We start from the raw sequence: 22,029 nt of genomic DNA, 5'->3' as shown, positions 1-22,029 counted from the left end.
GGCCCTGCGCCGTCAATCCACAGTGCGGAGGACATCTCACCATGCTCAATTCTTTCTCCCGAACCGAACTGCTGCTCGGCCACCCGGCCATGGAGGCCCTGAAGCACGCGCGCGTGGCGGTCTTCGGCATTGGCGGCGTCGGCGGCTATGCCTGCGAGGCGCTTGTCCGCAGCGGCGTCGGCGCCTTTGACCTCATTGACGACGACAAGGTCTGCCTGACGAACATAAATCGCCAGATCATCGCCACACGGAAGACGGTCGGCCAGTATAAGGCCGACGTCATGCGCGACCGCATGCTCGACATCAATCCGCAGGCCGATATCCGCGTACACCGCTGCTTCTTCCTGCCGGAAAACGCCGCAGAGTTCCCGTTTTCGGAATATGATTATATTCTCGACGCCGTCGACACCGTCAGCGCCAAGCTCTCGCTTGCCGTGCAGGCGCAGGCAGCCGGTGTACCGATCATCAGCGCCATGGGGGCGGGCAACAAGCTCGACGGCAGCCGCTTCCGCATCTCCGATATCTCCGAGACGCGTGTATGCCCGCTGGCACGTGTGATGCGCCGCGAGCTCAAAAAGCGCGGCGTGCGCCGCCTGAAGGTCGTCTGGTCCGACGAGCAGCCGACCCGGCCGCTCGAAGACATGGCCAACAGCTGCCGCTACCACTGCATCTGCCCGCCGGGCGCCGCACATAAGTGCACGGATCGCCGCGATATCCCCGGCAGCACGGCCTTTGTGCCGCCGATCGTCGGCCTTCTGATGGCAGGCGAGGTCATCAAGGACCTGACGGCTTCCGTCAGACAGGAGGGCGCATGGAACTGACGCCCGAAGAATTGGAGGCGCTGGAGCCTGGCAGCTATACCCTGCTCGACCTCCGCTCGGAGCAGGAGGCCGCCTACGGCACCATTCCCGGCTCCGTTCCGGCCAACGCCGCCGCCCTGCCGGAGGGGCTTCCGGCAGAGCCCGGCCGCATCGTGCTGTTCTGCACACGCGGCAAGCTCAGCCTTGAAACGGCTGAACGCCTGCGCGACGAAGGCTTCGATGCCTGCAGCCTCAAGGGCGGCTATCTTGCCTGGCTCATGCGACAGATGCAGCGGCAGGAGGCAGAGGAGCTGTGCAGCCGCGTGGAAAACAGTCTGCGCAAGCGCTTCCGCCTGAAGCTGTGGTGCAACTTTACCAAGGCCATCCGGCAGTATGAGCTTGTCAAGCCGAACGACCGTATCGCCGTGTGCATGTCCGGCGGAAAGGACTCCATGCTCATGGCAAAGCTTTTTCAGGAGCTGCAGCGTTATACGAAGTTCCCCTTCTCGGTGGAATATCTCGTCATGGACCCCGGCTACAGCCCGGAGAATCGCCGCGTCATTGAAGAAAATGCACGAAAGCTGAATATTCCCATCCACATTTTCGAGTCGAACATCTTTGACTATGTCTACAATGTGGACAGATCTCCCTGCTATCTCTGCGCGCGCATGCGCCGCGGGCACCTGTATGACTACGCCCGCCAGCTCGGCTGCAACAAAATTGCACTGGGGCATCACTATGACGACGTCATTGAAACCATTCTTATGGGCATGCTCTACGGCGCGCAGGTACAGACCATGATGCCGAAGCTCCACAGCACGAATTTTCCCGGTATGGAGCTGATCCGGCCGCTGTATCTGATCCGCGAGGACGATATCAAGGCCTGGCGGGACGCAAACGAGCTGCATTTCATCCAGTGCGCCTGCCACTTCACGGACACCTGCACCACCTGCTCCAATCAGGAAACGCACTCGAAGCGGCAGGAGATCAAGGATCTGATCCGCACGCTGAAGCAGCGCAATCCGGATGTGGAGGCGCACATCTTCCGCTCTGTGGAGAATGTGAATCTCGACACCGTCATCGGCTGGAAGACCGGCGGAAAAAAATACAGCTTTCTCGACCGCTATGATGAAGAAGCCTAGAATAAATCCCTCTGCTAGACGCGCAGAGGGATTTATTCTATGTTACATTGGAATCAGCAGCAGTGTTCCGGCCGGAACCTCGTCCGTCTGCAGGTCATTTGCCGCCGCGACCGTCTCCGGCGCAGTGCGGCAGGCCTTTGCGATATCCCAGACCTGCTCCGGATGCTCCGTGCGCCGCAGGATGACCCCGGGCCGCCGCGCATCTTCCGGCTCCGGCTCTGTCGTACCGCCGCACACGGCCTTGAGCGCATGCCGCGCCGTGCTGGCAAGCGTCACCTGCACCGGGCAGCGCAGTGTCACGCCGTCCGCCCCTGCCGCACAGAACAGCTCGCCCGGCGTGATCTCCGTGACGCGGCAATCCGCCTGCGGCGCAAGCGCCGTTTCCAGCAGCACGTTCGTCCGCAGCGTCTGGCCCTGCAGTTTCCCTGCCGGGTCGGTGAAAAGGACGTTCGCAGCAAGCGGCAGTTCGATTTTTGCCATGCCGTTCTCCTGCCGCCGCACCGGCTCCCCTGCCAGTACCCAGCCGTCCGCGATGGCGGAGGCAGGCTCCCGCCCGGCCGCCTGCGCCGTTTCGCGGAACGTCTGGACATCGAGGATGCCCTCCATCTCCCACGTCTCCCACTGCGGCTTCAGCTCGGCATCGAGGCAGTAGGCATCCTCGATCAGCTCCACCGGCTGCTCGCCGCAGACCGTGCACTGCGCCAGAATGCCCGCGCTCAGCAGCAGGCGGCGGCAGTCGAGCTGGCCGTCCGGCTCCGTCTCGGCCGAGGTCAGGGCGAGAAATACCGTCAGGTCTCCCTCATCCAGGTCCTGCTCCAGCTCCGCAAACTGCGAGAACGGAAGCTCCGTCTCCTGCCGCTGCAGGCTGCCGTCCGGGGACTCATAGAGGATATGGACCGTCAGCCGCCCCTTGAACACCGCCTTGTTCCCGATCGTCTTCCGCTCAGCCGTATCCAGCGCATAGACGCATTTGAGCAGCCGCTCGACCGGCGGCTTCGACTCCGGGATCTCGATCTCCTCGTTGAGCGAAAAGCTCTTTTCGCCGAGGCCGCGCGGCAGACGAAGCGGCAGGCGCTTGCGCCGGAGCTGCAGCGTCGGCGCCGGCTCCGGAAAGTCGTGCAGCGTCCGCGTGAACGCGGCATAGACCGTCAGCGTGCAGGAGACGCCGACCCTCACGAGCAGCTTGCGCGAGTGCACAAGCCGCGCATCCACGCTGCACAGGCGGCAGACGCATTGCAGGCGGCAGTCGCTCTGCTCCCCCTCCCAGCCGCGCCGGGCGCTGAACGGGATCACGGTCTCCAGCCGCTCGAGCCGTCCGTCCTCCGTGACGAACAAAATACCCGCCTGCACCTCCCCGCTGACCGACGCACTTCCCGCGGTACACTCCTCTGCGCGGACGAGCAGCGTGCCGAACGCATCGACGACGCGGTCCGCGTCCGCGCAGCTGTCCGGTACGATGACCTCGGCTGTCAGCTCCTGCGTGACCGTCTGATCGAGCACGCGGCCGAGATAGTCCAGCTGCTTTTCCTGAAAGACAAGCTCCATCGTCTTCCCTCCTTCTTGTTCTGGGAAAATCATATGCGGGCCGCGCGCGCAATATTTGCCGATTATCGCCGCCGCGCAAGGCAAAGCCCTGCGACCAGAAGCGCGATGCCGAGCACGACCAGCACGAATTCCGAGCTGAACAGCAGCGAGAGCAGCAGCCCCGCGCCGAGCGCCATCATCACCGAGCCCAAAAGCTCCATTTTTCTGCACATAAAAAACCGCCCCCTGCCAGCCTATGTGCAGAGGGCGGTTTTATGCAGGAAAAGTCGTGCGGCGCTTATCGGGCGCTCGGTCCGGAACAGATCAGCCAGCACAGGCCCTCGCGGATACGGAGCCTGACCGTCGGTTCGATCCACTCATTGCTGATGGTCAGCGAGTCGCCCCGGCGCGCTTCTGCGTCGCAGAGCGGGTATTTCGCGCCCTCGATCGTCACACCGCGCAGAACAGCGTCGATGGGAAGCAGAGAAAAATAAAAATATTCCGTGCGCGGCAGGACATACTCCCCCGGTCCGATGCACGTCACGCGATTATCGGGGTCGAGCAGGATCGCCTCCACGCCATCGGCTCGCGCCGTTTCCAGCAGCTGCAGATTGGCAAGGGCATGGTCCAGCCGCCCGCCGGTGCAGGCCGTGAGGTACAGGCGCGTACAGCCATGCGCCCGCGCCATCGTATAGGCCGCCTGCAGGTCGGACTCGTCCTTCTCCGGGCGGAGCAGGATATTTTCCGCTCCGGCCACAGCCGTGCCGCCGGAGTCTCCGTCCCCGACATAGCAGTCCGGGGCAAAACCGGCCGCCGCGGCGCAGTGCACGCCGCCGTCCGCGCAGATCACAAGCGGTTTCTCCGCGCGCAGCGCATCGAGATGCCCCCAGCTGCGGCAGGGCATCGCGCCAAAAATCAGGGCTGTTTGTGTTCCCAAAGCCGGATCTCCTTTGCTGCTTCATAGAGCCTTGCATAGCTGGCATGGCGGGTCGGCTCCAGCTCGCCTGCCGCAAGCGCCTCGAGCACGGCACAGCCCGGCTCGGACAGATGCGCGCAGTCGTGATAGCGGCAGCGGCCGAGATACGGGGCAAAGTCCGGAAAGGCATACTGGAGGTTTTCCTTCAGGATCAGCTCCATCTGCTCCGTGTCAAATGAGGAGAAGCCCGGCGTGTCGATGACGCAGGTGCCGTCCGCCAGTGGGAACAGCTCCACATGGCGCGTCGTATGGCGGCCGCGGCCGAGCTTTTCCGAGACCTCGCCCGTCTCCACGGAGAAGCCGAGGCAGTTCAGGATGCTGCTCTTGCCGACGCCGGAATTGCCCGTGAAGGCGACGGTCTTGCCGCGCACGGCCTCGTGCAGGGCGGCAACGCCCTCGCCGCTGGCCGCGCTCGTCGGAAAGACCGGGAACCCGGCATGGCGGTAGATGCGCGTGAGCGACTCCCCGCTCTCGAGGTCCGTCTTGTTGACGCACAGCACGACCGGCACATTCTGGTTTCCCGCAATGGCCGCGACGCGGTCGATGAGGAACGGGTCCGTCACGGGATTCGCGCCGGACGCCAGCACGACGAGGGCATCAAGGTTGCTGACGGCCGGGCGGATAAAGCTGTTGCGGCGCGGCTCGATCTCCTCGACCATGCCCTGTGCGCCGGAGCCGGAAAAGCGGACCCAGTCACCGACGAGCGGCGACATCCGCTCCTTGCGGAAGCGGCCGCGGGCGCGGCACTGCGTGAGCGTGCCGTTCCCGCTGTCTACATAGTAAAATCCGCTGAGCGCCTTGACGATGCGTCCACGCTCCATGCTCAGTCTCCCGATTCAGAGGATTCTGTCGTCGGCTCCGGCTCCGTCGGCGCGGTGGTCGGCGCTTCCGTCGGGGCCTCCGTCGGCTCGGGACCGTCCGAGACCTCGAGCGTCACGATCGTGTCCTTGGCGACCTTGGAATTTGCCGCCTCGCTCTGCCGCACGACGCGGTCCTTCTCGTCTGTGTCGCTGTAGACGCGCTTGATCTCATATTTCAGGCCGTTTTCCGTCAGCAGATCGATGGCGTCGCGGACGCTCAGGCCGGTGACGGGCGGGACCGTGACCTTGCCGCTGCCCTTGCTCACATAGACCGTGACCTGCTGGCCGCGGCTGAGCTGGCTGTCCGAGGCAGGGACGGTGCGCGTGACATTGCCGGATGCGATATCGTCGCTCTCCTCCTCGAGATAGGTGATGCGCAGATTCAGGTTCATGGCATCGAGGATGCTCTTGGCATTTTCCTTGGACTGGTTCTTGAGCTCCGGCATTTTGCCCGAGCCGAGGCTGACATACACCGTCACGCTCTGGCCCTCCTGCAGCTCGGTCTCGGCCGCGGGATCCGTGCGCGTCACGCTGCCCGCGGGCACGGTATCGCTCGATTCTTCCTCGCGGCGGACATTCAGTCCGAGATTCATGGCCTTGAGCTGGGACATGGCGTTTGCCTCCGACTGACCGGCCAGATCCGGCATGAGGTTGTTTTCCTTGCCGAGGCTGACCTTCAGCGAGATCGTGCGCACACGGCCGCCCTTGACCATTTCGCCTGCCTTGGGGGTCTGCTCATAGACATAGCCCTTTTCGTATTCGTCGTTATAGTCGTAGGTCACGCCGTTCAGGTCGATCTTCAGCTCGGGATAGTCGTCGGGGTTGATGTCCTCGAGCTTCATGCCGACGAGCTTCGGCACCTCGACCTCAGGCGTATCGGGCTTGTCATTCGTGCCGGAGCCGCGGAGCAGCACAACGCCGAGCACAACGAGCAGCACAACGGCTGCCGCTGCGGCGCAGACGACGCCGATGACGGTGCGGCGCTTCTTCTCCTGCTCGCGGCGGGCACGCTCGGCTGCGCGGCGCTCATCCGGCTGGCGCGCAGCACGGTTCGCGGCGCGGGCAGCGGCATAGCGCTCCGCCTCGGAGCGGGTCATGCCGCCGTGCTGCGGCTGCTGGGGCTGCTGCGGGGCCTGCGGCGCCTGCCGCAGCGTCTGACCACCGGGCCCGTACACGAACGTCAGGCTCGGATTCTTGCGGAATTCCTCCATATCGCGCAGCATCTCCGTCGCGGAGGAATAGCGCTCGTCGGCATTGGAGGCCATGGCGTGCATCGTGATCTGCTCGAGGCCGCGCGGGATACCGGTGACGAGCGTGCTGGGCAGCGGCGCGCCGCCGTTGATGTGCTGGATGGCGACGGAGACGGGCGTCTCGCCGTCATAGGGCGTGCGGCCCGTGAGCATCTCATACATGACGACGCCGAGGGAATAGAGATCGGACCGGTCGTCCACCCACGCGCCCTTGGCCTGCTCCGGCGAGATATAGTGCACGGAGCCGAGCGCCTCGCGCGTCAGCGTGCTCTGTGCCGAGGCGATGCGCGCGATGCCGAAGTCGGCGACCTTGATGCTGCCGTCCTTCAGGATCATGATATTGTGCGGCTTGATATCACGATGGACAATGCCGCGGCTGTGGGCGTGCTCGAGCGCCTTGGCGATCTGCATGGCGAAATGCAGCGTCTCGCGCCAGTTGAGGCAGCCCTTCTTCTCCAGATACTGCTTGAGCGTGATGCCTTCGATCAGCTCCATGACGATATAGTCCACGTCGCCGGAGCGGGACACGTCGTAAACGCTGACGATATTCGGGTGCGACAGCATGGCGACGGCCTGCGACTCCGCATGGAAGCGGCGGCGGAACTCCTGATTGCGCGAGAACTCATCCTTGAGGATCTTCACGGCGACCAAGCGGTTCAGACGGTGATCCAGTGCTTTATATACAACTGCCATCCCGCCTGTCCCGATGACCTCGAGGATCTCATAGCGGTTATCCAGCAGCCTTCCTAAGTAATTTTCCATGGCAACTCCTTCCGCGTGCGCGGCCCGTTCTCAGCGGCGAACGGAAGCCGGATTCAATCTCAGATACCGCAGAGCGGCCTATCTTTGTTACAGTGCAATGAGCACAGAGGTCACGTTATCGGGCGCGCCCCGGCTTTTTGCGATATCCAGCAGGCGCTGGCAGCAGTCTGCCTTCTGTGCGCCGTGCACGACTTCAAATAAGATCTCCTGATCGGCCATCTGGTTCGAAAGGCCGTCCGAGCACAGCAGCAGGCAGTCGCCCGGCTCCGCCGTGAGGGAGAACACATCGGCGGCGACCTGCTTTTCCGTGCCGACCGCGCGGGTGATGAGGTTCTTGCTCGGGTGGTTCTTGGCCTGCTCGTGCGTCAGCTCACCGCGCTGTACCATCAGCTCCACAAGAGAGTGATCCACGGTGACGCAGCGGATGCCGTCCGCCCCGAGATGATAGGCCCGGCTGTCGCCGATGTTCACGATCTCCACGCGCAGGCCGCGGACGAGGGCAGCCACGAGCGTCGTGCCCATGCCGCGGAACTCGTCACTGAGCTGCGCATGCTCATAGACAGAAATATTGGCCAGCTTTGCCGCCGTGCACAGCACGTCCTGCTCCTCCGCCTCGGTCATCCCGTCGCGCAGGGAGCGGCAGACCTCGCCGCAGAAGACCTCGCAGGCAAGGCGGCTGGCCACATTCCCGGCACGCGCGCCGCCCATGCCGTCGCACACGACGGCGAGCAGCGTCTCCGGGCCAAGGCGCTCCATGCGGTAAAAGTCCTGATTTTCCTCACGCACGTTTCCCGTGTCCGTCAGTCCCCATGCTTCCATCCATTCCGCTCCCTTCTTTTGGTTTTTCCGCCTCGTAATTTCTGCGGAGCTGGCCGCAGGAGGCGTTGATGTCGCTGCCGAGCGTCCGCCGCACCGTGGCGGGGATGCCGCTGGCCTCCAGCGTTTTCTGGAAGCGCAGCACCGTCTCCGGCAGGCTCGGCTTCAGCGGGCTTTCCGCCACGTCGTTCAGCGGGATGAGGTTCACATGCGCCGCGATCCCGCGCAGACGGCGGATGAGCTGCTTTGCCATCTCCGGCGTGTCGTTGACATCGCGGATCATGGCATATTCAAAGGAGATCCTTCTCCCGGTCTTTTCAAAGTAGCGGCGGCAGGCATCGAGGAGCTCCTGCACCGGCCAGCGCCGGTTCACGGGCATGATGCTGCTGCGGACCTCGTCCACCGGCGCGTGCAGCGACACGGAGAGCGTCAGCTGCAGGTCCTCCCCGGCCAGCCGGTCGATCTGATCGACCAGCCCGCAGGTGGAAAGGCTGATGTGCCGCATGCCGATGTTCAGCCCCTCGGGCGAATTGACGAGCTCGAGGAAGCGGCGCACATTGTCATAATTATCCAGCGGCTCGCCGATGCCCATGAGCACGATGTGCGAGATGGGCAGGCCGGAATCCAGCTGCGAAAACAGCACCTGATCCAGCATTTCCGACGGCTCGAGGCGGCGGACCAGTCCGCCGCGCGTCGAGGCGCAGAAGGCGCAGCCCATGCGGCAGCCGACCTCGGAGGAAATGCAGATCGTATTGCCGTAATGGTAGCGCATGAGCACGCTTTCCACGCAGTTTCCGTCCATTAGACGCCAGAGGTATTTGATGGTTCCGTCCTTCTGCGACTGCAGCCGCCGCGCGACCGTCGGCGAGACGAGCGTATATTCCGCCGTGAGCCGCTCACGCAGGCTGCGGGAAATATCCGTCATCTCCGAAAAATCGCGCACGCCGCGGTGCATCCAGCGATAGATCTGTTTGGCGCGGAAGGCAGGCTCACCAAGCACTTTCAGCTCGGCCCCCAGCTCCGCCAGCGTCATGGATTTGATGTCTTTCAAGGTTTCCTCCTGAATTTGCAGATAAAGAAGCCGTCTGTCTCATGCTGCCCCGGAAGCAGCGTGACCATCGCTCCCGGCGCGATGCCGGAGCCCTCTGGCCACGGCGCGTTTTCCGGGACGAAGTCCGGATGCGTGCGCAGGAAGTCCTCCGCCACAGCCTCGTTTTCCCGGCGCAGGATCGTGCAGGTGCTGTAGAGCAGCACGCCGCCGGGGCGGACATATTCCGCCTGCTGCGCAAGAATGGCGCGCTGCAGGGCGGGCAGCTCCGCCGAGGGCTCGTGATAGCGAATATCCGGCTTTTTCCGGATAACGCCGAGTCCGGAGCACGGCACATCGGCCAGCACGACGTCCATCGCGCTGCGCCATGCGGGCACGGGCTGCGAGGCATCCTGCAGATGCGTCTCCAGAATGGAGATGCCCAGCCGCTCCGCGCCGCGCTCGATAAGGTCGAGACGGTGCGGGTGGATATCGCAGGAATACAGCGTACCGCGGTCCTGCATCTGCAGGGCAGCGGCAAAGCTCTTGCCGCCCGGCGCCGCGCAGCAGTCAAGCACGCGCATGCCCGGCTCGATGCCGGAAACGGCCACGGCCAGATGAGCCGCCGCGTCCTGCACATACACGCGTCCCTCGCGGAAGGCAGCCGTCTGCTCCACAGGGCCGGAGACCGTCAGGCAGCCCCGCAGCCACGGATGCGCCTGCGCACCGGGCAGCTCCTCCAGCAGCGCCGCGGCATTGCCGCGCAGTGGATTGACCTGCAGCACGGTCTGCGGGGCCTCGTTGTCGGTCTGCAGAATGCGCTCCGTCTCCTCCCGGCCGAACTGCGCCAGAAACAGGCGCACGATGGGCTCCGGGTGGCTGTAGCGCAGGCTCAGGTCGTCCGGCAGCGGCAGCGGCATGGCCCGCAGCAGATTGCGCAGCACGCCGTTGACCAGACGGGCCGCCTGCTGGTTGGCCAGACGGCGCGTCTGCTCCACGGCCTCGTTCACCGCCGCCGAGGGCGGGATGCGGTCCAGGAAACAGAGCTGATAGGCGGCCAGCCGCAGGATATCGCGCACGACGGGCTGCAGCTTGCCGCGCACGAAGCCGCTCAGCCAGTGGTCGAGCAGCATGCGGTTCTGCAGCACACCGTTGCACAGCCGGGTAGCCAGCGCCGCCTCGCGGCGGTCCATCCCGCGCAGCGTATCCTTCAGGGCGCTCTCCGGCCATGCGCCGTCGCGGCGGAAGGCGATGAGCGCCCGCAGCGCCGCGTCTCTTGCGCCCGCCATCTCAGAGTGCGATGGGATGGCCGCGGAAATAATCCGGTGCAGCCATGCGCTTTCCGCCGGGAGCCTGCAGCTGCGTCAGCAGCACGAGCTCGCCGTTCCCGCAGGCGACGGTCAGGCCCTGCTTCGTGAGGGCGACCGGCGTGCCGGGGGCCTTGTCCGTATGACCGGGCGCGGGCTGCGCCCCATAGATTTTAAAATGCGTTCCATTCAGCTCGGCGGTGGCAACCGGCCACGGGTCAAGCCCGCGCACCTGATCGACGATGTGCCGGACAGACTTCGTCCAGTCGATGGGCGAAAGCTCCTTCGAGAGCATCGGAGCCAACGTTGCCATGGACGGATCCTGCGGCGTGCGGGTTGCCGTACCCGCCTCGATGGCATGCAGTGTATCGGACAGCAGCGGCGCACCGATGGCGGCCAGCCGCGCCAGCAGGGCCGTGGAATTCTCCAGCGGCTCGATGGGCGTTTTCCGAATTTCGATGATATCGCCCTCATCCATTCCAGCCGAGAGGTACATAGCGGTCACGCCGGTCTCGTCCAGACCGTTCAGAATGGCCCACTGCGCCGGGGCCGAGCCGCGCAGCGCAGGCAGGATGCTCGTGTGGATGTTGATGCAGCCGAGCTTCGGGATGTCCAGCACGCGCTGCGGCAGAATTTTGCCATAGGCCACGACAGCAATGACGTCCGGGCGCAGGGCGCGAAGCTCCTCCACGGCGGCATCGTCGCGGAACGTCGCGGGCTGATAGACCGGCAGGCCGGCGGCCAGCGCGACCTCCTTGACCTCGGACATGGCGAGCTTCATACCGCGGTTCTTCGGCATATCCGGCTTCGTGTAGACGCCGACGAGGTCAAAGCCGTCCGCGATCAGGCGGGACAGGCAGTCCGCCGCGATCTGCGGCGTGCCCATAAAGACGACTCTCATGCTTCCTCCTCCAGCTCGGCCATTTCCTCATCCGTGAGCATGTGATAGGCTCTTTCCGTATAGATATGCCCGTCGAGGTGGTCGCATTCATGGGCGAAGCAGCGCGCCGTCAGGCCCTCGCCCTCCGCCTCGAACCAGTTGCCGTCGCGGTCCTGCGCGCGCAGACGCACAAATTCCGGGCGCTTGACCATACCGTAGCGGCCGGGGACGCTCAGGCAGCCCTCCATGCCGTCCTGCTCGCCGGAGGTCTCCAAAATCTCCGGATTGACGAGCTCGATCAGCTCGCCGTCGTCATCGACTACGACGACGCGGCGCAGGATGCCGATCTGCGGCGCGGCAAGGCCGACGCCTCCCGCATTGGTCAGCGTCTGCCTCATATCGTCAAGCAGCTCGCCGAGGTGGGCGTCAAAGCGCGTCACGGGCCGTGCCGTCTTGTGCAGCACAGGCTCCTCTACGGTCAAAATATTCCTCAGTGCCATCGTGATTCCCCTTTATTCTCTGCCGTTGACATCCACAAACGCGCCGACGCCCCGGAAGCTGCGATCCTTTGCGAATTCGCGCACAAGGAACGCCAGAAGCTCCCGCAGCCGTCGCGTATTGACGCAGCTAAGCGTCAGGCGGCAGCGATAATGATAATTGATCCGCGCAACGGAGGCCGGGGCCGGGCCAAGCACGGCAGCGGTCTCCCCGCGGTAGAATTCGGAATGCAGCAGGCCGTCCAGCCGCGCACGGAATGCCAGCGCCGCCTGCCAGACGCGCTCCTCCTCCCGGCCGTGGAACGTCACGGTGAGCAGGTCGCGATAGGGCGGGCAGCCGCGCAGCTGGCGCAGCGGCAGCTCTGCCTCGAAAAAGGCGTCATAGTTCTGCTCCGCAGCAAAGCGGATGGTCTGGTTCTGCGGCGTCATGGTCTGCAGGATCGCCCTGCCGCCCAATTTTCCGCGCCCGGCCCGGCCCGCGACCTGCGCGATCAGGCTGAACGTCGTCTCCGCGGCGCGATAGTCGGACGCATAGAGCGAGAGGTCGGCGTCCAGCACGGCCGAGAGCGTGACGTTCTCAAAATCCAGTCCCTTTGCCACCATCTGCGTGCCGAGCAGGATGGGGATGCGCTCCTCGCGGAAGCGCCGGAACAGCTTTTCATGGGTATTGACTGCCGAGACGGTGTCTGCATCCATGCGCAGCACGCCGACGCCGGGCAGCAAATTCTGCAGCTGCTCCTCGACCCGCTGCGTGCCGCAGCCGATCTGGCGCAGATGCCCGCCGCAGACGGGGCAGCGTGCAGGCATAGGCTCGCTGTGGCCGCAGATGTGGCACATGAGCCGCCCGTTCGCATGATGATACGTCAGCGGCAGGCTGCAGCCCGGACACATCGGGACGCTGCCGCATTCGACGCAGGCCAGCATCCGGCTCGTGCCGCGGCGGTTGAGATACAGGATGGACTGCTGCCCGAGGCGGAGATTTTCGCGCAGGGCCAGCAGCAGCGGCTCGCTGATGATCGAGGCATTGCCCTCGCGCAGCTCGCGCTTCATGTCGACGATCTCGACGGGCGGCAGCGGTCTGCCGTTATAGCGCTCCGTTATGCGGCACAGGCCAAAAGCGCCCGTAACGGCACGGTACATGCTCTCGACCGTCGGCGTGGCGGAGCCGAGCACCGTCAGCGCATGCTCCTGCGCGCCGCGGTAGATCGCGACCTCGCGGGCATGGTAGCGCGGTGCATTTTCGGATTGGTAGGTGTGCTCCTGCTCCTCGTCCACAATGAGCAGACCGAGGTCCCGCACCGGCGCGAACACGGCTGAGCGGGTACCGAGCACCACGTCGGCATCGCCGGAGCGGATGCGCTTCCACGTCTCATAGCGCTCGCTGATGCGCAGGGCGCTGTGGAGCACGGCGACGCGCGCGCCGTAGCGTGCGGAAAACTGCCGCAGGAGCTGCGGCGTCAGGGCGATCTCCGGCACAAGGACGATCGCACCGCGCCCGGCGGTAAGGCAATCGTCGATGAGGCGGAGATACACGGCCGTTTTGCCGCTGCCCGTCACGCCGTAGAGAAGCGCCGTGCCGGGAGAGGCATCCTGCAGGCGGGCAGACAAACTGTCATAGGCTGCCTGCTGCTGCGGCGTGAGCAGGAGCGGCTTCGGATCGGCCGCTGCGGCCGGGGGAGGCGGAGGCAGGACCTCCTGCTCCCGGAGCGTCAGCAGCTCCAGCTTTTCCAGCCTGCGGAGCGTGGCAGACGTCGCGCCTGCGTAATAGCACAACTCCTTACAGGCGCACTCACCGAGCGTGGCAAGCAGCTCCATGGCCGCCGCCTGCACGGGAGCGGACGCCTGATGCGACTGGGCAAAACGCCGCGCCTCCTCGGCCGGGACGGCCAGAACGGCAATGCGCTCCGTTTTATCGTTCACGCGGCGGCGATGGGACGTCTCGCAGGTGACGAGCTTTTTCTGCCGCAGGTACTGCAGCGCCCGCTGCAGGGCCTCCGCCTCAAACTGGGCGCGCAGCGCGGATTCCTCCGCGGCACCGCCGAGCGTCTGCAGCGTTTGGAATACGGCCTGCGCCGCCGGATTGCGCCAGCGGTCGTCCCATGCGGCGTTCTCCGCAAGGGTATAGCGGTCACGCGGCTGAAACCAGACGCCTGCCGGTAAAATGGCCCGCACGGCGTCATAGAATGTGCAGAAATAGCGCTCGCGCACAAAGGCCGCCAGATGCAGCGCAGCACGCGAGAGCAACGGCTCCGGGTCGAGCGCCGCCTCGACGGGCTTGAAGGCCGGGCCGTCCGGCCGCTCCGCGCCATCTGGCATCACGGCGAGAACGATGCCCTCCGTGCGGCGGTTCGATGCGCCGAACGGTACGCGCACACGCTGGCCCGGCTGCAGCGTCAGGGAGTCCGGAATGCGGTAATCGAACGGCTTGTCCATGGAAAACACGGCCGAAGCGACCGCAATGCGGGCGATCATGCTGCCGTCGCCGGGACAGTCCGGCGGAAAAAGGCAAAAGACGCCGGCAGGGTCACCTCTGCCCGCGCCTTGTTCCGGCTCATTCCTTCACGACTGCCGCGAGCTTGCCGTCTGCGACCTCGTGGATGGCGATGGTCACGGGCTTATCCTCCAGCGGGATGTGCTCCGTCTCTGCCTCGATGGAGATCTGGCGCGCGCGGCGCGCGATCACGTTGACGAGAAGATAGCGGCTGTCGATGTGCTTGAGCAGATCGGCCATAGCGGGATACAGCATAATTAGTCTTCCTCCTTGAGATTGAGTGGGCGATAGGATGTGCGGCAGGCCTCCGCGGTCAGGACTGCTTCCAGCTCCTGCACGGCGTGCCCGACGGAATCGTTGATGATGGTATATTGATAGTGCTTTGCCTGACGGCATTCCTCCAGCGCAATATGCAGGCGTCTGGCGGCAATGTCCGGCGGCGTGTCGCCGCGCCCGGCCAGCCGGCGCTTCAGCTCGGCATAGGACGGCGGAGCGATGAAAACGGAAATGGCGTCCGGCCGGCGCTGCATGACCTGCAGCGCGCCCTGCACGTCGATCTCGAGAACGACGCTTTCGCCGCGCGCCAGCGCTTCCTCTACGGGGCGCAGAGGCGTTCCGTAATAGTTGCCCGCATAGCAGGCGTGCTCCAGAAGCTCCCCTGCCGCGATCATCTCTTCAAAGCGCTCGCGCGAGACGAAATAATAGCTCACGCCCTCGCGGTCCTCGGGCCGCATGGGGCGGGAAGTAGCCGAAACGGAATAGTGCAGCGACTCGCGCTGCTGCATGACCGTCCGAAGGATGGTGCCCTTGCCGACCCCGGACGGGCCGGAAACGATGATGATTCTGCCCTGGCTCATGCCTGTTCCTCCTCCTCGCGCTCCGGCTCTGCCGACGGATCGGCCAGACGGCGGGCAATGGTCTCCGGCGGGATCGCCGAAAGGATCACATGGTCTGTGTCCATCAGGAGCACAGCGCGGGTCTTTCTGCCATAGCTGGCGTCAATGAGCATGGCGCGGTCGCGCGCCTCCTGGATCATTCGCTTGATCGGGGCGGAATCCGGGGCGACAATGGTCAGCAGCCGCTCCGAAGAGACCAGGTTCCCAAATCCGATGTTGATCAGCCGCATCGCGCTCACTCGATGTTCTGGATCTGCTCGCGGATCTTTTCCAGCTCCGCCTTGATCTCCACGACGGTGCGGGCCTGCTCAAGATCGTTGCCCTTCGAGCCGATGGTGTTGGCCTCGCGGTTCATCTCCTGCAGCAGGAAGTCGAGCTTGCGGCCGATGGCCCCGCCGCCTGCAAGCAGGCTGTCGAGCTGGGCCAGATGGCTGCGCAGACGGACGGTCTCCTCATCGACGGCGATGCGGTCGGCAAAGATGGCGGCCTCCGTCAGGATGCGGCTCTCGTCGATCGTCGTGCCGGCGAGCACCTCGCGCAGCTTGTTCTCGAGCCGGGTGCGGTATTCCGCCAGCGTGACGGGGCTGCGCTCCTCGACGCGGCCGACAAGGCCGCGGATGGTCTCCGCGCGGGAGCTGAGGTCGGCAGCCATGGCCGCGCCCTCCGTCTCGCGCATGGTCTGATAGACGGCGATGGCCTCCGCCGCAACGGCGGTCAGGTCGGCAAGATTCTGCCTTTCGTCCTCCTCCGGCTTCTCCACCACGAAGATGTCGGGCAGCGCGGAGAGCGCGGAAGCGCTGATATCGTCCTGCACGCCGTAATCTGCGACCATGGTACGCATGGCGCGCAGATACCCCTCGAGCACGGGGCGGTTCAACGAAACGGTAGCCTCCTCCGCGCCCGCCGCGTTCACGCTGACGAACACGTCCACCTTGCCGCGCTGGACGGCGTCCTTTACAAGCTGTTTGATCGCATCCTCCGCGTAGGAGAACGCGCGGGGCAGGCGCACGGAGCAATCGAGGAAGCGATTGTTGACGGAGCGTAGCTCCACCGTGATCTCCCGCCCATGCAGGGTCTTGCAGGCACGGCCATAGCCAGTCATACTGCGGATCAAATGATTCGTCCCCTTTCGATCAGATCAGCGGCAGCCGCCGCAAAGGCAGTTCAGGCACATGAGTGAGCTGCAAAGGCCGCAGAGCTCGTCCGAGCCGTCGCTGTACTGCGTCTGCCGGTAGGTATATGCGCCGCTGCCAACGCTGCTGAGTGCATTTCGGTATTCCAGATTCTGCGGCTCCATATTGACTGCGATGCGGAAGTTCTGCGCAGCCTCATCCATCCAGCCGCGGCGCTGCGCAATGACACCGCGCAGATAATACCACTCGGCCGTGCGCGCGGAGACCGCATTGAGCCCGGCCTCCGCGCCGTCGAGGTCACCGAGCTGGATGCGTCGGCGGATCTCATAGAGCGGCGACGACGTGCTTCCCGCACTGCTGCGCTGGCCACCGGTGCTCCCGGCGTCCGCCTGCTGCCGCCCGCCCTTCATGAGCGTGGCATAGGCCTCGTTGATCTCCTTCATTTTTTCCTGTGCCAGATCCGCAAGCGGATTGTTGGCGTAATTATCGGGATGGTATTTCCGCGCAAGCTCCCGGTAGGCCTTTTTGATCTCATCCTCCGAGGCGCCGTGCGGCACACCGAGCACTTCATAGGGGTCCTTCATGTTTTCCTCCTGTTTCCCGCCTTGCGGAACGTTCCCTCCGCGACTGCATGGAGCACTGCGGGGAGTCCGAAATATAAAATGTTGGAAAGCAGCTCCCGGTCGCGCCGCCCATCCAGCAGCTCCATGGCCGAGCAGGCCATGCTGATGGAGGCGTCGATCGTTTCGAGCAGCTGTGCCCGGTCCGCCGGATCGAGCGTCCCGCCGTCCGCGCCGTAGCGGTAGCGAAGCGGGTTATACGCACCTGCCCGCACATCGCGCGGCAGGTCCTCGAGCGCATCGGCCAGATACAGATACCGGCCAACGTGGTACAATAGCAGCTGCTCCGGCCGACGCTCCCGGCCGTCATAGTGGGCGGCGCAGTCCCGCAGCAGCGAGGCAAAGGCGTCCGCCGTGCGGTCGATGCTGGGGCTTTTTTCGTCCTCGAGCGCCTGCAGCCGGGCAAGCTCCGTGCCGAATGCGGCATCGAGCGCCGGATGCCGGGCCGAGGCGCGGCGATAGCTCCGGCGATAGAGCAGCAGGGCCGCTTTGGCAGCCAGACGGCGCGGGCCGCGGCTGTCGCGCCGGGCGTCGAGCAGCTTCCACCACGAAAGCAGCACGCTCAGGTCGGCTGCATAGCGCATGGCGCCGTCCTCCGGCAGGCAGGCCTTGCGGCACCACGGCCGGGCCGGGCAGAAGCAGCGCCCCGGGCATGCCGGAACTCCCTCCCGCAGGAGGAAGTAGAGAAATGTCATATCATAGTTGACCAGAAACCGCGCCGCAAAGCCGTATTCCAGCTTCAGCGCGCGGCACAGGCCGCAGTAGGCCGCATGGTAGCGCACCTGCGCCTCTTCGGAGAGGCGGTCGCGCCGCGGCAGCACATAGCCGAACATGCTAGTCCACCCTGCCCGTGATGCGGTACTCCATCGGTCTGCGGCGCAGATGGCGGTTCCAGAGCAGGGCCGGGATCAGACCGACGGCAAAGGCCGCCGCACCGAGCACAGCCATCCAAACACCGCCGAGGGACTGCGCCGCAAGGCAGACCGCAAGCAGCAGCCCGAGCGGCAGCAGATACACCAGCGCCGCCGCGCCGAGGACCGCGCCGCTGCGGGATTCGACCCACACGCGCTCGCCCGGCTCGACCGGAAACGGCGCGCGCGCCGTCACCTGTACGCTCTGGCCGACGGCTCCGCAGCCGCCGCAGTGGCCGCAGTCGCCCGTGCAGGCGCTCACACGCTGCACCAGCAGGCTGACGCTCCCGTCCGGGAGCAGGGATCCGACCGTTGCACGCTGCCGCATCGTCAGGACTCCGTATTGCCGCCGTCCGTCTCGCTCAGCGAGACCTGCACGGTGTATGGCCCGCCGATGACACCGGCAGAGACATTCGCAGGCAGCGCGACCTCCAGCTCGACCTGCTTGGCCGCCGCGTCATAGTGGCGGCTGAAGTCGGCCGTAACGGTCAGGTCCTCCATGCGGAGCGTGCTCATGACGCTCGCGCGGCCGCGGACGGTGATCTTGACATTCTGGTCGGCAAACGTCATGCCGGCCGGCGCCTCCTTGCGGAGGATGTTCGCCGTGGGAACGGTGAATTCCTTCGTCACGAGGCCCTTGAGCGTGACCGTGATCTTCACGGTCTGGCTGTCGGCGCGGCTCGTAACGCCGCTCGGCAGCTCCGGCGTGACCTCGAACGTCTCGGTCCCGGTGATCTGCGCCAGATCGATCGTGCGGATGGTCAGCTCGTCCGCCATGGCATCCAGAACGGCCGTATTGCCCGTGACGCGCAGGGTGGACGGCTCGATCGTTACCTCCGCATCCTCGGACGTCGCGCCGCCGCCGGAAATAAGCGTTGCATTGAGCTTAATATCCTTATACTGCAGAATAGGGATCGTTACACGAACGGAATCCGCGGAGCTTGTCACATATTGGCTCAGCGACAGCTCGTTGCCGTCCTTGTCCAGCAGGACGACGGGACAATCCGTGTCGATGAGTGCATCGGCATCCGTCACATCGACGCGCACGACGGCGCGGGCGATCTTGTTGACCTCCTCCGCAGGGCCGCGGACGGAGATGGACTGTGTGCCGAGGGTCAGGTTGGATTTATCGATCATATAGCCCGTCTTCGGCTCGCCGGTGTATTCGAGCTCGATGGGGACCTCGGGGTTCTCCTTGATGTCGCTGACCGTGACGGAGATGCGTGACGGTGCGCGGCTCGTTTCGCTGATATCGCCCGTTGCCACGGTGCTGGGCCAGACGACGCTCCAGCTGAGCTGATAGCTGCCGCTGGCGGCAATACGCGTGACGTCCGCAATAGCGGTGACCGTCTCGTTGTTCAGCTCCTTGAGATCGGATCGGCGGCCGGAGACCTTGATGCTGACCTTCGTGGAATCGCCGCCCGTGAGCATCAGGCCCTGGGACGTCAGGGCCTCCGTGCCCTCGAACTGAACGCTGATGCCGCTGATGGTGATGGTGTCGTCGGGATTCACGACCGTGACGGCATAGAACCAGAGCACGATGGAGACGACGAGCGCCAGAAGAAAGGCAAGGATCTTACTTTTTTGCATCTTTGTTCTCCTTTTGCTTCCGGCGGAGGAGCTTGAGCGGGTTGCGTGTCTTCTCCTCGCGCTGGGGGGCCAGCTCGTTGAGCAGGAGCTTTTCGAGCGTCTGTGGGGCGAGATGGCGCTTGAGCATGCCGGAGATCGCCACAGAGATCGTGCCCGTCTCCTCGGAGACGATGACGACGACGGCATCGGAGACCTCGCTGATGCCGATGCCCGCGCGATGGCGCGTGCCGAGGTCGCTGCTGATATTGTGGTTCTCCGTCAGCGGCAAGACGCAGCCCGCCGCCGCAATGCGGTCATTGCGGATGATGACCGCGCCGTCATGGAGCGACGCCTTGGTGAAAAACAGGTTGCGCAGCAGCTCCGAGGAGACGCAGGCATCCACGACGGTGCCGCTCTTCTGGTATTCCAGCAGCGGGATGGAGCGCTCGAAGACGATGAGCACGCCCGTGCGCTCCTTGGCCATGATCTCGCAGGCCTGCACGGTCTGCTCGATGACGCGGTCGATCTCGCGCTGCTCTTCCTTGACGGAAAGGATCTCGCGGACATTTTTTCTGCCGAGCTTTTCGAGCATACGCCGCAGCTCCGGCTGGAACACAACGATCAGGGCCACAAGGCCGATCTCCAGGATCTTGTCGAGGATATAGTTCAGCAGATACATGTTGAGCAGCTGCGTCACACCGGCAAGGATCAGGATGATGAGCACGCTCTTGGCGATCCGCGCCGCACTGGTCGACCGGACCATCATGATGACCTTATAGATGAGGAAGGCTACGACGAGGATATCCACGATGTCCATGACCTTGATGGTCGGGAGCATCGAGCTGAACTCCTTAAAGAAATTGATCACTGCATCCATGAGCAAAACTCCGCAAATTCCAAGTTACTGCAATTACCTTACAGGACCCGATATGGGCCCTATTTTTAGATTCTATTCATTATATCCGATTTTTGCCGCAATAGCAAGTAGGAAACGCGCGTTTTTCCTTCATCCCGGCAAAAATGCCGTTCTGCACACCTGCAGGAACTGCCGGACCTCCGCAGACGTGTTAAAAGCAGAGAAGCTCACCCGGACCGTTCCGGTCTCGAGCGTTCCGCCGCTGCGGTGGGCCATCGGCGCACAGTGCAGCCCGGCCCGCACGGCGATCCCGGCCTCCGCCAGACAGGCGGCGGCCTCCTCGCAGTCGAGGTCCCGGCAGCGGAACGACAGAACGCCGCTCTGCCCCGGCCCCGTGAACACCTCCACGCCCGGCAGCTGCCGAAGGCCGCGCGCCGCAAGGGCCGTGAGCGCACACTCCCGCGCCAGCAGCTCTTCCGGCCGCCGCTCGCACACAAAGCGCAGGCCAGCCAGCAGGCCGCCGATGCCGCAGACGTTGTGCGTGCCCGCCTCGTGGCGGTCCGGCAGGAAATCCGGCATGCTCTGATCGAGCGAATTGCTCCCCGTGCCGCCCTGCAGCAGCGGCTCCCCCGCCGCGCCGCACAGCAGCAGGCCCGTCCCCTGCGGGCCATACAGCCCCTTGTGCCCCGGCATGGCGATGAAGGCCGCACCCGTCCCGCGCAGGCTGACCGGCAGCGTTCCCGCGGACTGCGAGGCATCGATGACGAGCGGGACGCCGCGTTCCCGGCACAGCGCGGCAACGGCGGACACGGGCAGCACATTGCCGTAGACATTTGAAACATGCGTGCACACCGCCGCATCCGCTCCCTGCTGCAGGGCGCGCGCAAAGCCCTCGAGCAGCCGCTCCGGCGCAAACGGCGGTGCGTCGGCCGTTTCAATCTGCGCACCGAGCGCAGCAAGCGGCCGCGTGACGGCATTGTGCTCCATGCCGGACAGCACGACGCGCCCGCCTGGCCGGACAAGGCTGCGCAGGGCAATATTCAGGCCGTGCGTCGCGTTCATGGTGAAAACGATCTGCTCCGGCACGGCGTCGAACAGCTCCGCTGCCTCGGTGCGGCAGGCATAGACGACCCGCGCCGCCGCGTCTGCCGCCGCATGGCCGCCGCGCCCGACGCTGGCGCAGGCGCGCATCGTGCGCTGCACGGCCGCATAGACGGACTCCGGCTTCTGCAGGGTCGTCGCGGCACTGTCAAAATAGATCATGGCTCCGCCTCCTGCCACGCCCCGTCCGCGCCGCGGCGATACAGCCGCCGGAACGCGATGCGCTCGGCCGTCAGCAGCTGCCGGATGGTCTCCGGCTCGGCAGGCGCACGCACGCAGTAGCCGCAGCCCTGCTCCTGCAGCGCCCGCGGCGTGCGGAGCACCTGCGCGGGGAGCCCCGCCTGCTCCAGCGCCCGCGCCGCATTCTGCGCCGCCGTGATCGAACGAAATGTCACACAGATCTGGCTCATTCTGCTTCCCTCCCTGCCCCAGCATATGCCGGTCCGGGCGATCCGGCGCAGAACCGCACGAATTTTTGCCGCATTTTGCCGCAGAATACAAAGCACCGGGAGCGCTGTCGCGCCCCCGGAGCGTAGCTTGTCAAAAAAGTGTTTTTGACAAGCTCTCAAACGAGACCCGTTTCACTGGGCTCTCGTTTGAAAAGGCTGCGG

Annotated in this window: 24 protein-coding genes; 2 read left to right on the top strand and 22 right to left on the bottom strand. The window is 64.9% G+C overall.

What is annotated here, in order from left to right:
- The first annotated feature begins 41 nt into the window (after window positions 1-41).
- Together WMO66_RS03895 and WMO66_RS03890 are read left to right on the top strand one after the other, a co-directional pair.
- Complete coding sequence (locus tag WMO66_RS03895; RefSeq protein ID WP_349135073.1) at window positions 42-821, top strand: tRNA threonylcarbamoyladenosine dehydratase; 780 nt, start codon at window positions 42-44, stop codon at window positions 819-821.
- Window positions 812-1,942 (top strand): PP-loop family protein, encoded by a 1,131-nt coding sequence (locus tag WMO66_RS03890; RefSeq protein WP_349135072.1) that lies wholly within the window; start codon window positions 812-814, stop codon window positions 1,940-1,942. Before WMO66_RS03895 ends, WMO66_RS03890 begins: the two co-directional genes overlap by 10 nt.
- A 42-nt stretch (window positions 1,943-1,984) precedes the next feature.
- On the opposite strand, the gene WMO66_RS03885 is transcribed toward WMO66_RS03890, so the two are convergent.
- The 22 genes from WMO66_RS03885 to WMO66_RS03780 all read right to left on the bottom strand — a co-directional run bounded on the left by WMO66_RS03885 (window position 1,985) and on the right by WMO66_RS03780 (window position 21,828).
- Window positions 1,985-3,487, bottom strand: a complete 1,503-nt coding sequence (locus WMO66_RS03885; RefSeq protein ID WP_349135071.1) for a DUF3794 domain-containing protein — start codon at window positions 3,485-3,487, stop codon at window positions 1,985-1,987.
- A gap of 62 nt (window positions 3,488-3,549) precedes the next feature.
- Window positions 3,550-3,699 (bottom strand): hypothetical protein, encoded by a 150-nt coding sequence (locus WMO66_RS03880; protein WP_349135070.1) that lies wholly within the window; start codon window positions 3,697-3,699, stop codon window positions 3,550-3,552.
- A gap of 65 nt (window positions 3,700-3,764) precedes the next feature.
- Window positions 3,765-4,403: a thiamine diphosphokinase gene (locus WMO66_RS03875; RefSeq protein ID WP_349135069.1), complete on the bottom strand. Its 639-nt coding sequence runs from the start codon at window positions 4,401-4,403 to the stop codon at window positions 3,765-3,767.
- Window positions 4,382-5,263 (bottom strand): ribosome small subunit-dependent GTPase A, encoded by an 882-nt coding sequence (gene rsgA / locus WMO66_RS03870; protein ID WP_349135068.1) that lies wholly within the window; start codon window positions 5,261-5,263, stop codon window positions 4,382-4,384. Before rsgA ends, WMO66_RS03875 begins: the two co-directional genes overlap by 22 nt.
- A 2-nt stretch (window positions 5,264-5,265) precedes the next feature.
- Entirely contained in the window at window positions 5,266-7,314 is a 2,049-nt protein-coding gene (gene pknB / locus WMO66_RS03865) for a Stk1 family PASTA domain-containing Ser/Thr kinase (RefSeq protein ID WP_349135067.1), read from the bottom strand.
- Window positions 7,315-7,401: 87 nt separating this feature from the next.
- Window positions 7,402-8,133: a Stp1/IreP family PP2C-type Ser/Thr phosphatase gene (locus WMO66_RS03860; protein WP_349135066.1), complete on the bottom strand. Its 732-nt coding sequence runs from the start codon at window positions 8,131-8,133 to the stop codon at window positions 7,402-7,404.
- On the bottom strand, window positions 8,093-9,181 hold the full coding sequence (gene rlmN / locus WMO66_RS03855; protein WP_349135065.1) for a dual-specificity RNA methyltransferase RlmN: 1,089 nt from the start codon (window positions 9,179-9,181) through the stop codon (window positions 8,093-8,095). Before rlmN ends, WMO66_RS03860 begins: the two co-directional genes overlap by 41 nt.
- The gene (gene rsmB, locus WMO66_RS03850; protein WP_349135064.1) at window positions 9,178-10,446 is read right to left on the bottom strand and encodes a 16S rRNA (cytosine(967)-C(5))-methyltransferase RsmB; all 1,269 of its coding nucleotides are present in this window, start codon (window positions 10,444-10,446) and stop codon (window positions 9,178-9,180) included. Before rsmB ends, rlmN begins: the two co-directional genes overlap by 4 nt.
- A 1-nt stretch (window position 10,447) precedes the next feature.
- Window positions 10,448-11,365, bottom strand: a complete 918-nt coding sequence (fmt, locus tag WMO66_RS03845) for a methionyl-tRNA formyltransferase (RefSeq protein ID WP_349135063.1) — start codon at window positions 11,363-11,365, stop codon at window positions 10,448-10,450.
- Window positions 11,362-11,844: a peptide deformylase gene (gene def, locus WMO66_RS03840; protein WP_349135062.1), complete on the bottom strand. Its 483-nt coding sequence runs from the start codon at window positions 11,842-11,844 to the stop codon at window positions 11,362-11,364. Before def ends, fmt begins: the two co-directional genes overlap by 4 nt.
- Window positions 11,845-11,856: 12 nt before the next feature.
- Window positions 11,857-14,313: a replication restart helicase PriA gene (gene priA, locus WMO66_RS03835; RefSeq protein ID WP_349135061.1), complete on the bottom strand. Its 2,457-nt coding sequence runs from the start codon at window positions 14,311-14,313 to the stop codon at window positions 11,857-11,859.
- A 79-nt stretch (window positions 14,314-14,392) separates the two neighbouring features.
- Window positions 14,393-14,587, bottom strand: coding sequence for a DNA-directed RNA polymerase subunit omega (gene rpoZ / locus WMO66_RS03830; RefSeq protein ID WP_349135060.1), 195 nt, complete (start codon window positions 14,585-14,587; stop codon window positions 14,393-14,395).
- Window positions 14,588-14,589: 2 nt separating this feature from the next.
- Complete coding sequence (gene gmk / locus WMO66_RS03825) at window positions 14,590-15,189, bottom strand: guanylate kinase (protein ID WP_349135059.1); 600 nt, start codon at window positions 15,187-15,189, stop codon at window positions 14,590-14,592.
- The gene (locus WMO66_RS03820; RefSeq protein ID WP_349135058.1) at window positions 15,186-15,458 is read right to left on the bottom strand and encodes a DUF370 domain-containing protein; all 273 of its coding nucleotides are present in this window, start codon (window positions 15,456-15,458) and stop codon (window positions 15,186-15,188) included. Before WMO66_RS03820 ends, gmk begins: the two co-directional genes overlap by 4 nt.
- A 5-nt stretch (window positions 15,459-15,463) precedes the next feature.
- A complete protein-coding gene (locus WMO66_RS03815; RefSeq protein WP_349135057.1) occupies window positions 15,464-16,342 on the bottom strand; it encodes a YicC/YloC family endoribonuclease in 879 nt (292 codons plus the stop codon).
- A gap of 24 nt (window positions 16,343-16,366) precedes the next feature.
- On the bottom strand, window positions 16,367-16,945 hold the full coding sequence (locus WMO66_RS03810; RefSeq protein ID WP_349135056.1) for a J domain-containing protein: 579 nt from the start codon (window positions 16,943-16,945) through the stop codon (window positions 16,367-16,369).
- Window positions 16,942-17,814, bottom strand: coding sequence for a DUF5685 family protein (locus tag WMO66_RS03805; RefSeq protein WP_349135055.1), 873 nt, complete (start codon window positions 17,812-17,814; stop codon window positions 16,942-16,944). The genes WMO66_RS03810 and WMO66_RS03805 overlap by 4 nt, the downstream gene beginning before the upstream one ends.
- A 1-nt stretch (window position 17,815) precedes the next feature.
- Window positions 17,816-18,220, bottom strand: coding sequence for a SoxR reducing system RseC family protein (locus tag WMO66_RS03800; RefSeq protein WP_349135054.1), 405 nt, complete (start codon window positions 18,218-18,220; stop codon window positions 17,816-17,818).
- A gap of 2 nt (window positions 18,221-18,222) precedes the next feature.
- Window positions 18,223-19,482, bottom strand: a complete 1,260-nt coding sequence (locus WMO66_RS03795) for a CdaR family protein (RefSeq protein WP_349135053.1) — start codon at window positions 19,480-19,482, stop codon at window positions 18,223-18,225.
- Entirely contained in the window at window positions 19,469-20,338 is an 870-nt protein-coding gene (gene cdaA, locus WMO66_RS03790; protein ID WP_349135051.1) for a diadenylate cyclase CdaA, read from the bottom strand. Before cdaA ends, WMO66_RS03795 begins: the two co-directional genes overlap by 14 nt.
- Window positions 20,339-20,467: 129 nt before the next feature.
- On the bottom strand, window positions 20,468-21,580 hold the full coding sequence (locus WMO66_RS03785) for an aminotransferase class V-fold PLP-dependent enzyme (RefSeq protein ID WP_349135050.1): 1,113 nt from the start codon (window positions 21,578-21,580) through the stop codon (window positions 20,468-20,470).
- Window positions 21,577-21,828, bottom strand: a complete 252-nt coding sequence (locus tag WMO66_RS03780; RefSeq protein WP_349135049.1) for a putative Se/S carrier protein — start codon at window positions 21,826-21,828, stop codon at window positions 21,577-21,579. The genes WMO66_RS03785 and WMO66_RS03780 overlap by 4 nt, the downstream gene beginning before the upstream one ends.
- Between the last annotated feature and the right edge of the window lie 201 nt (window positions 21,829-22,029).

The sequence above is a fragment of the Faecousia intestinalis genome (assembly GCF_040096185.1).
In the GTDB taxonomy this organism is placed as follows: domain Bacteria; phylum Bacillota; class Clostridia; order Oscillospirales; family Oscillospiraceae; genus JAZOXB01.
This window is presented reverse-complemented; position numbering and strand designations above follow the sequence as displayed.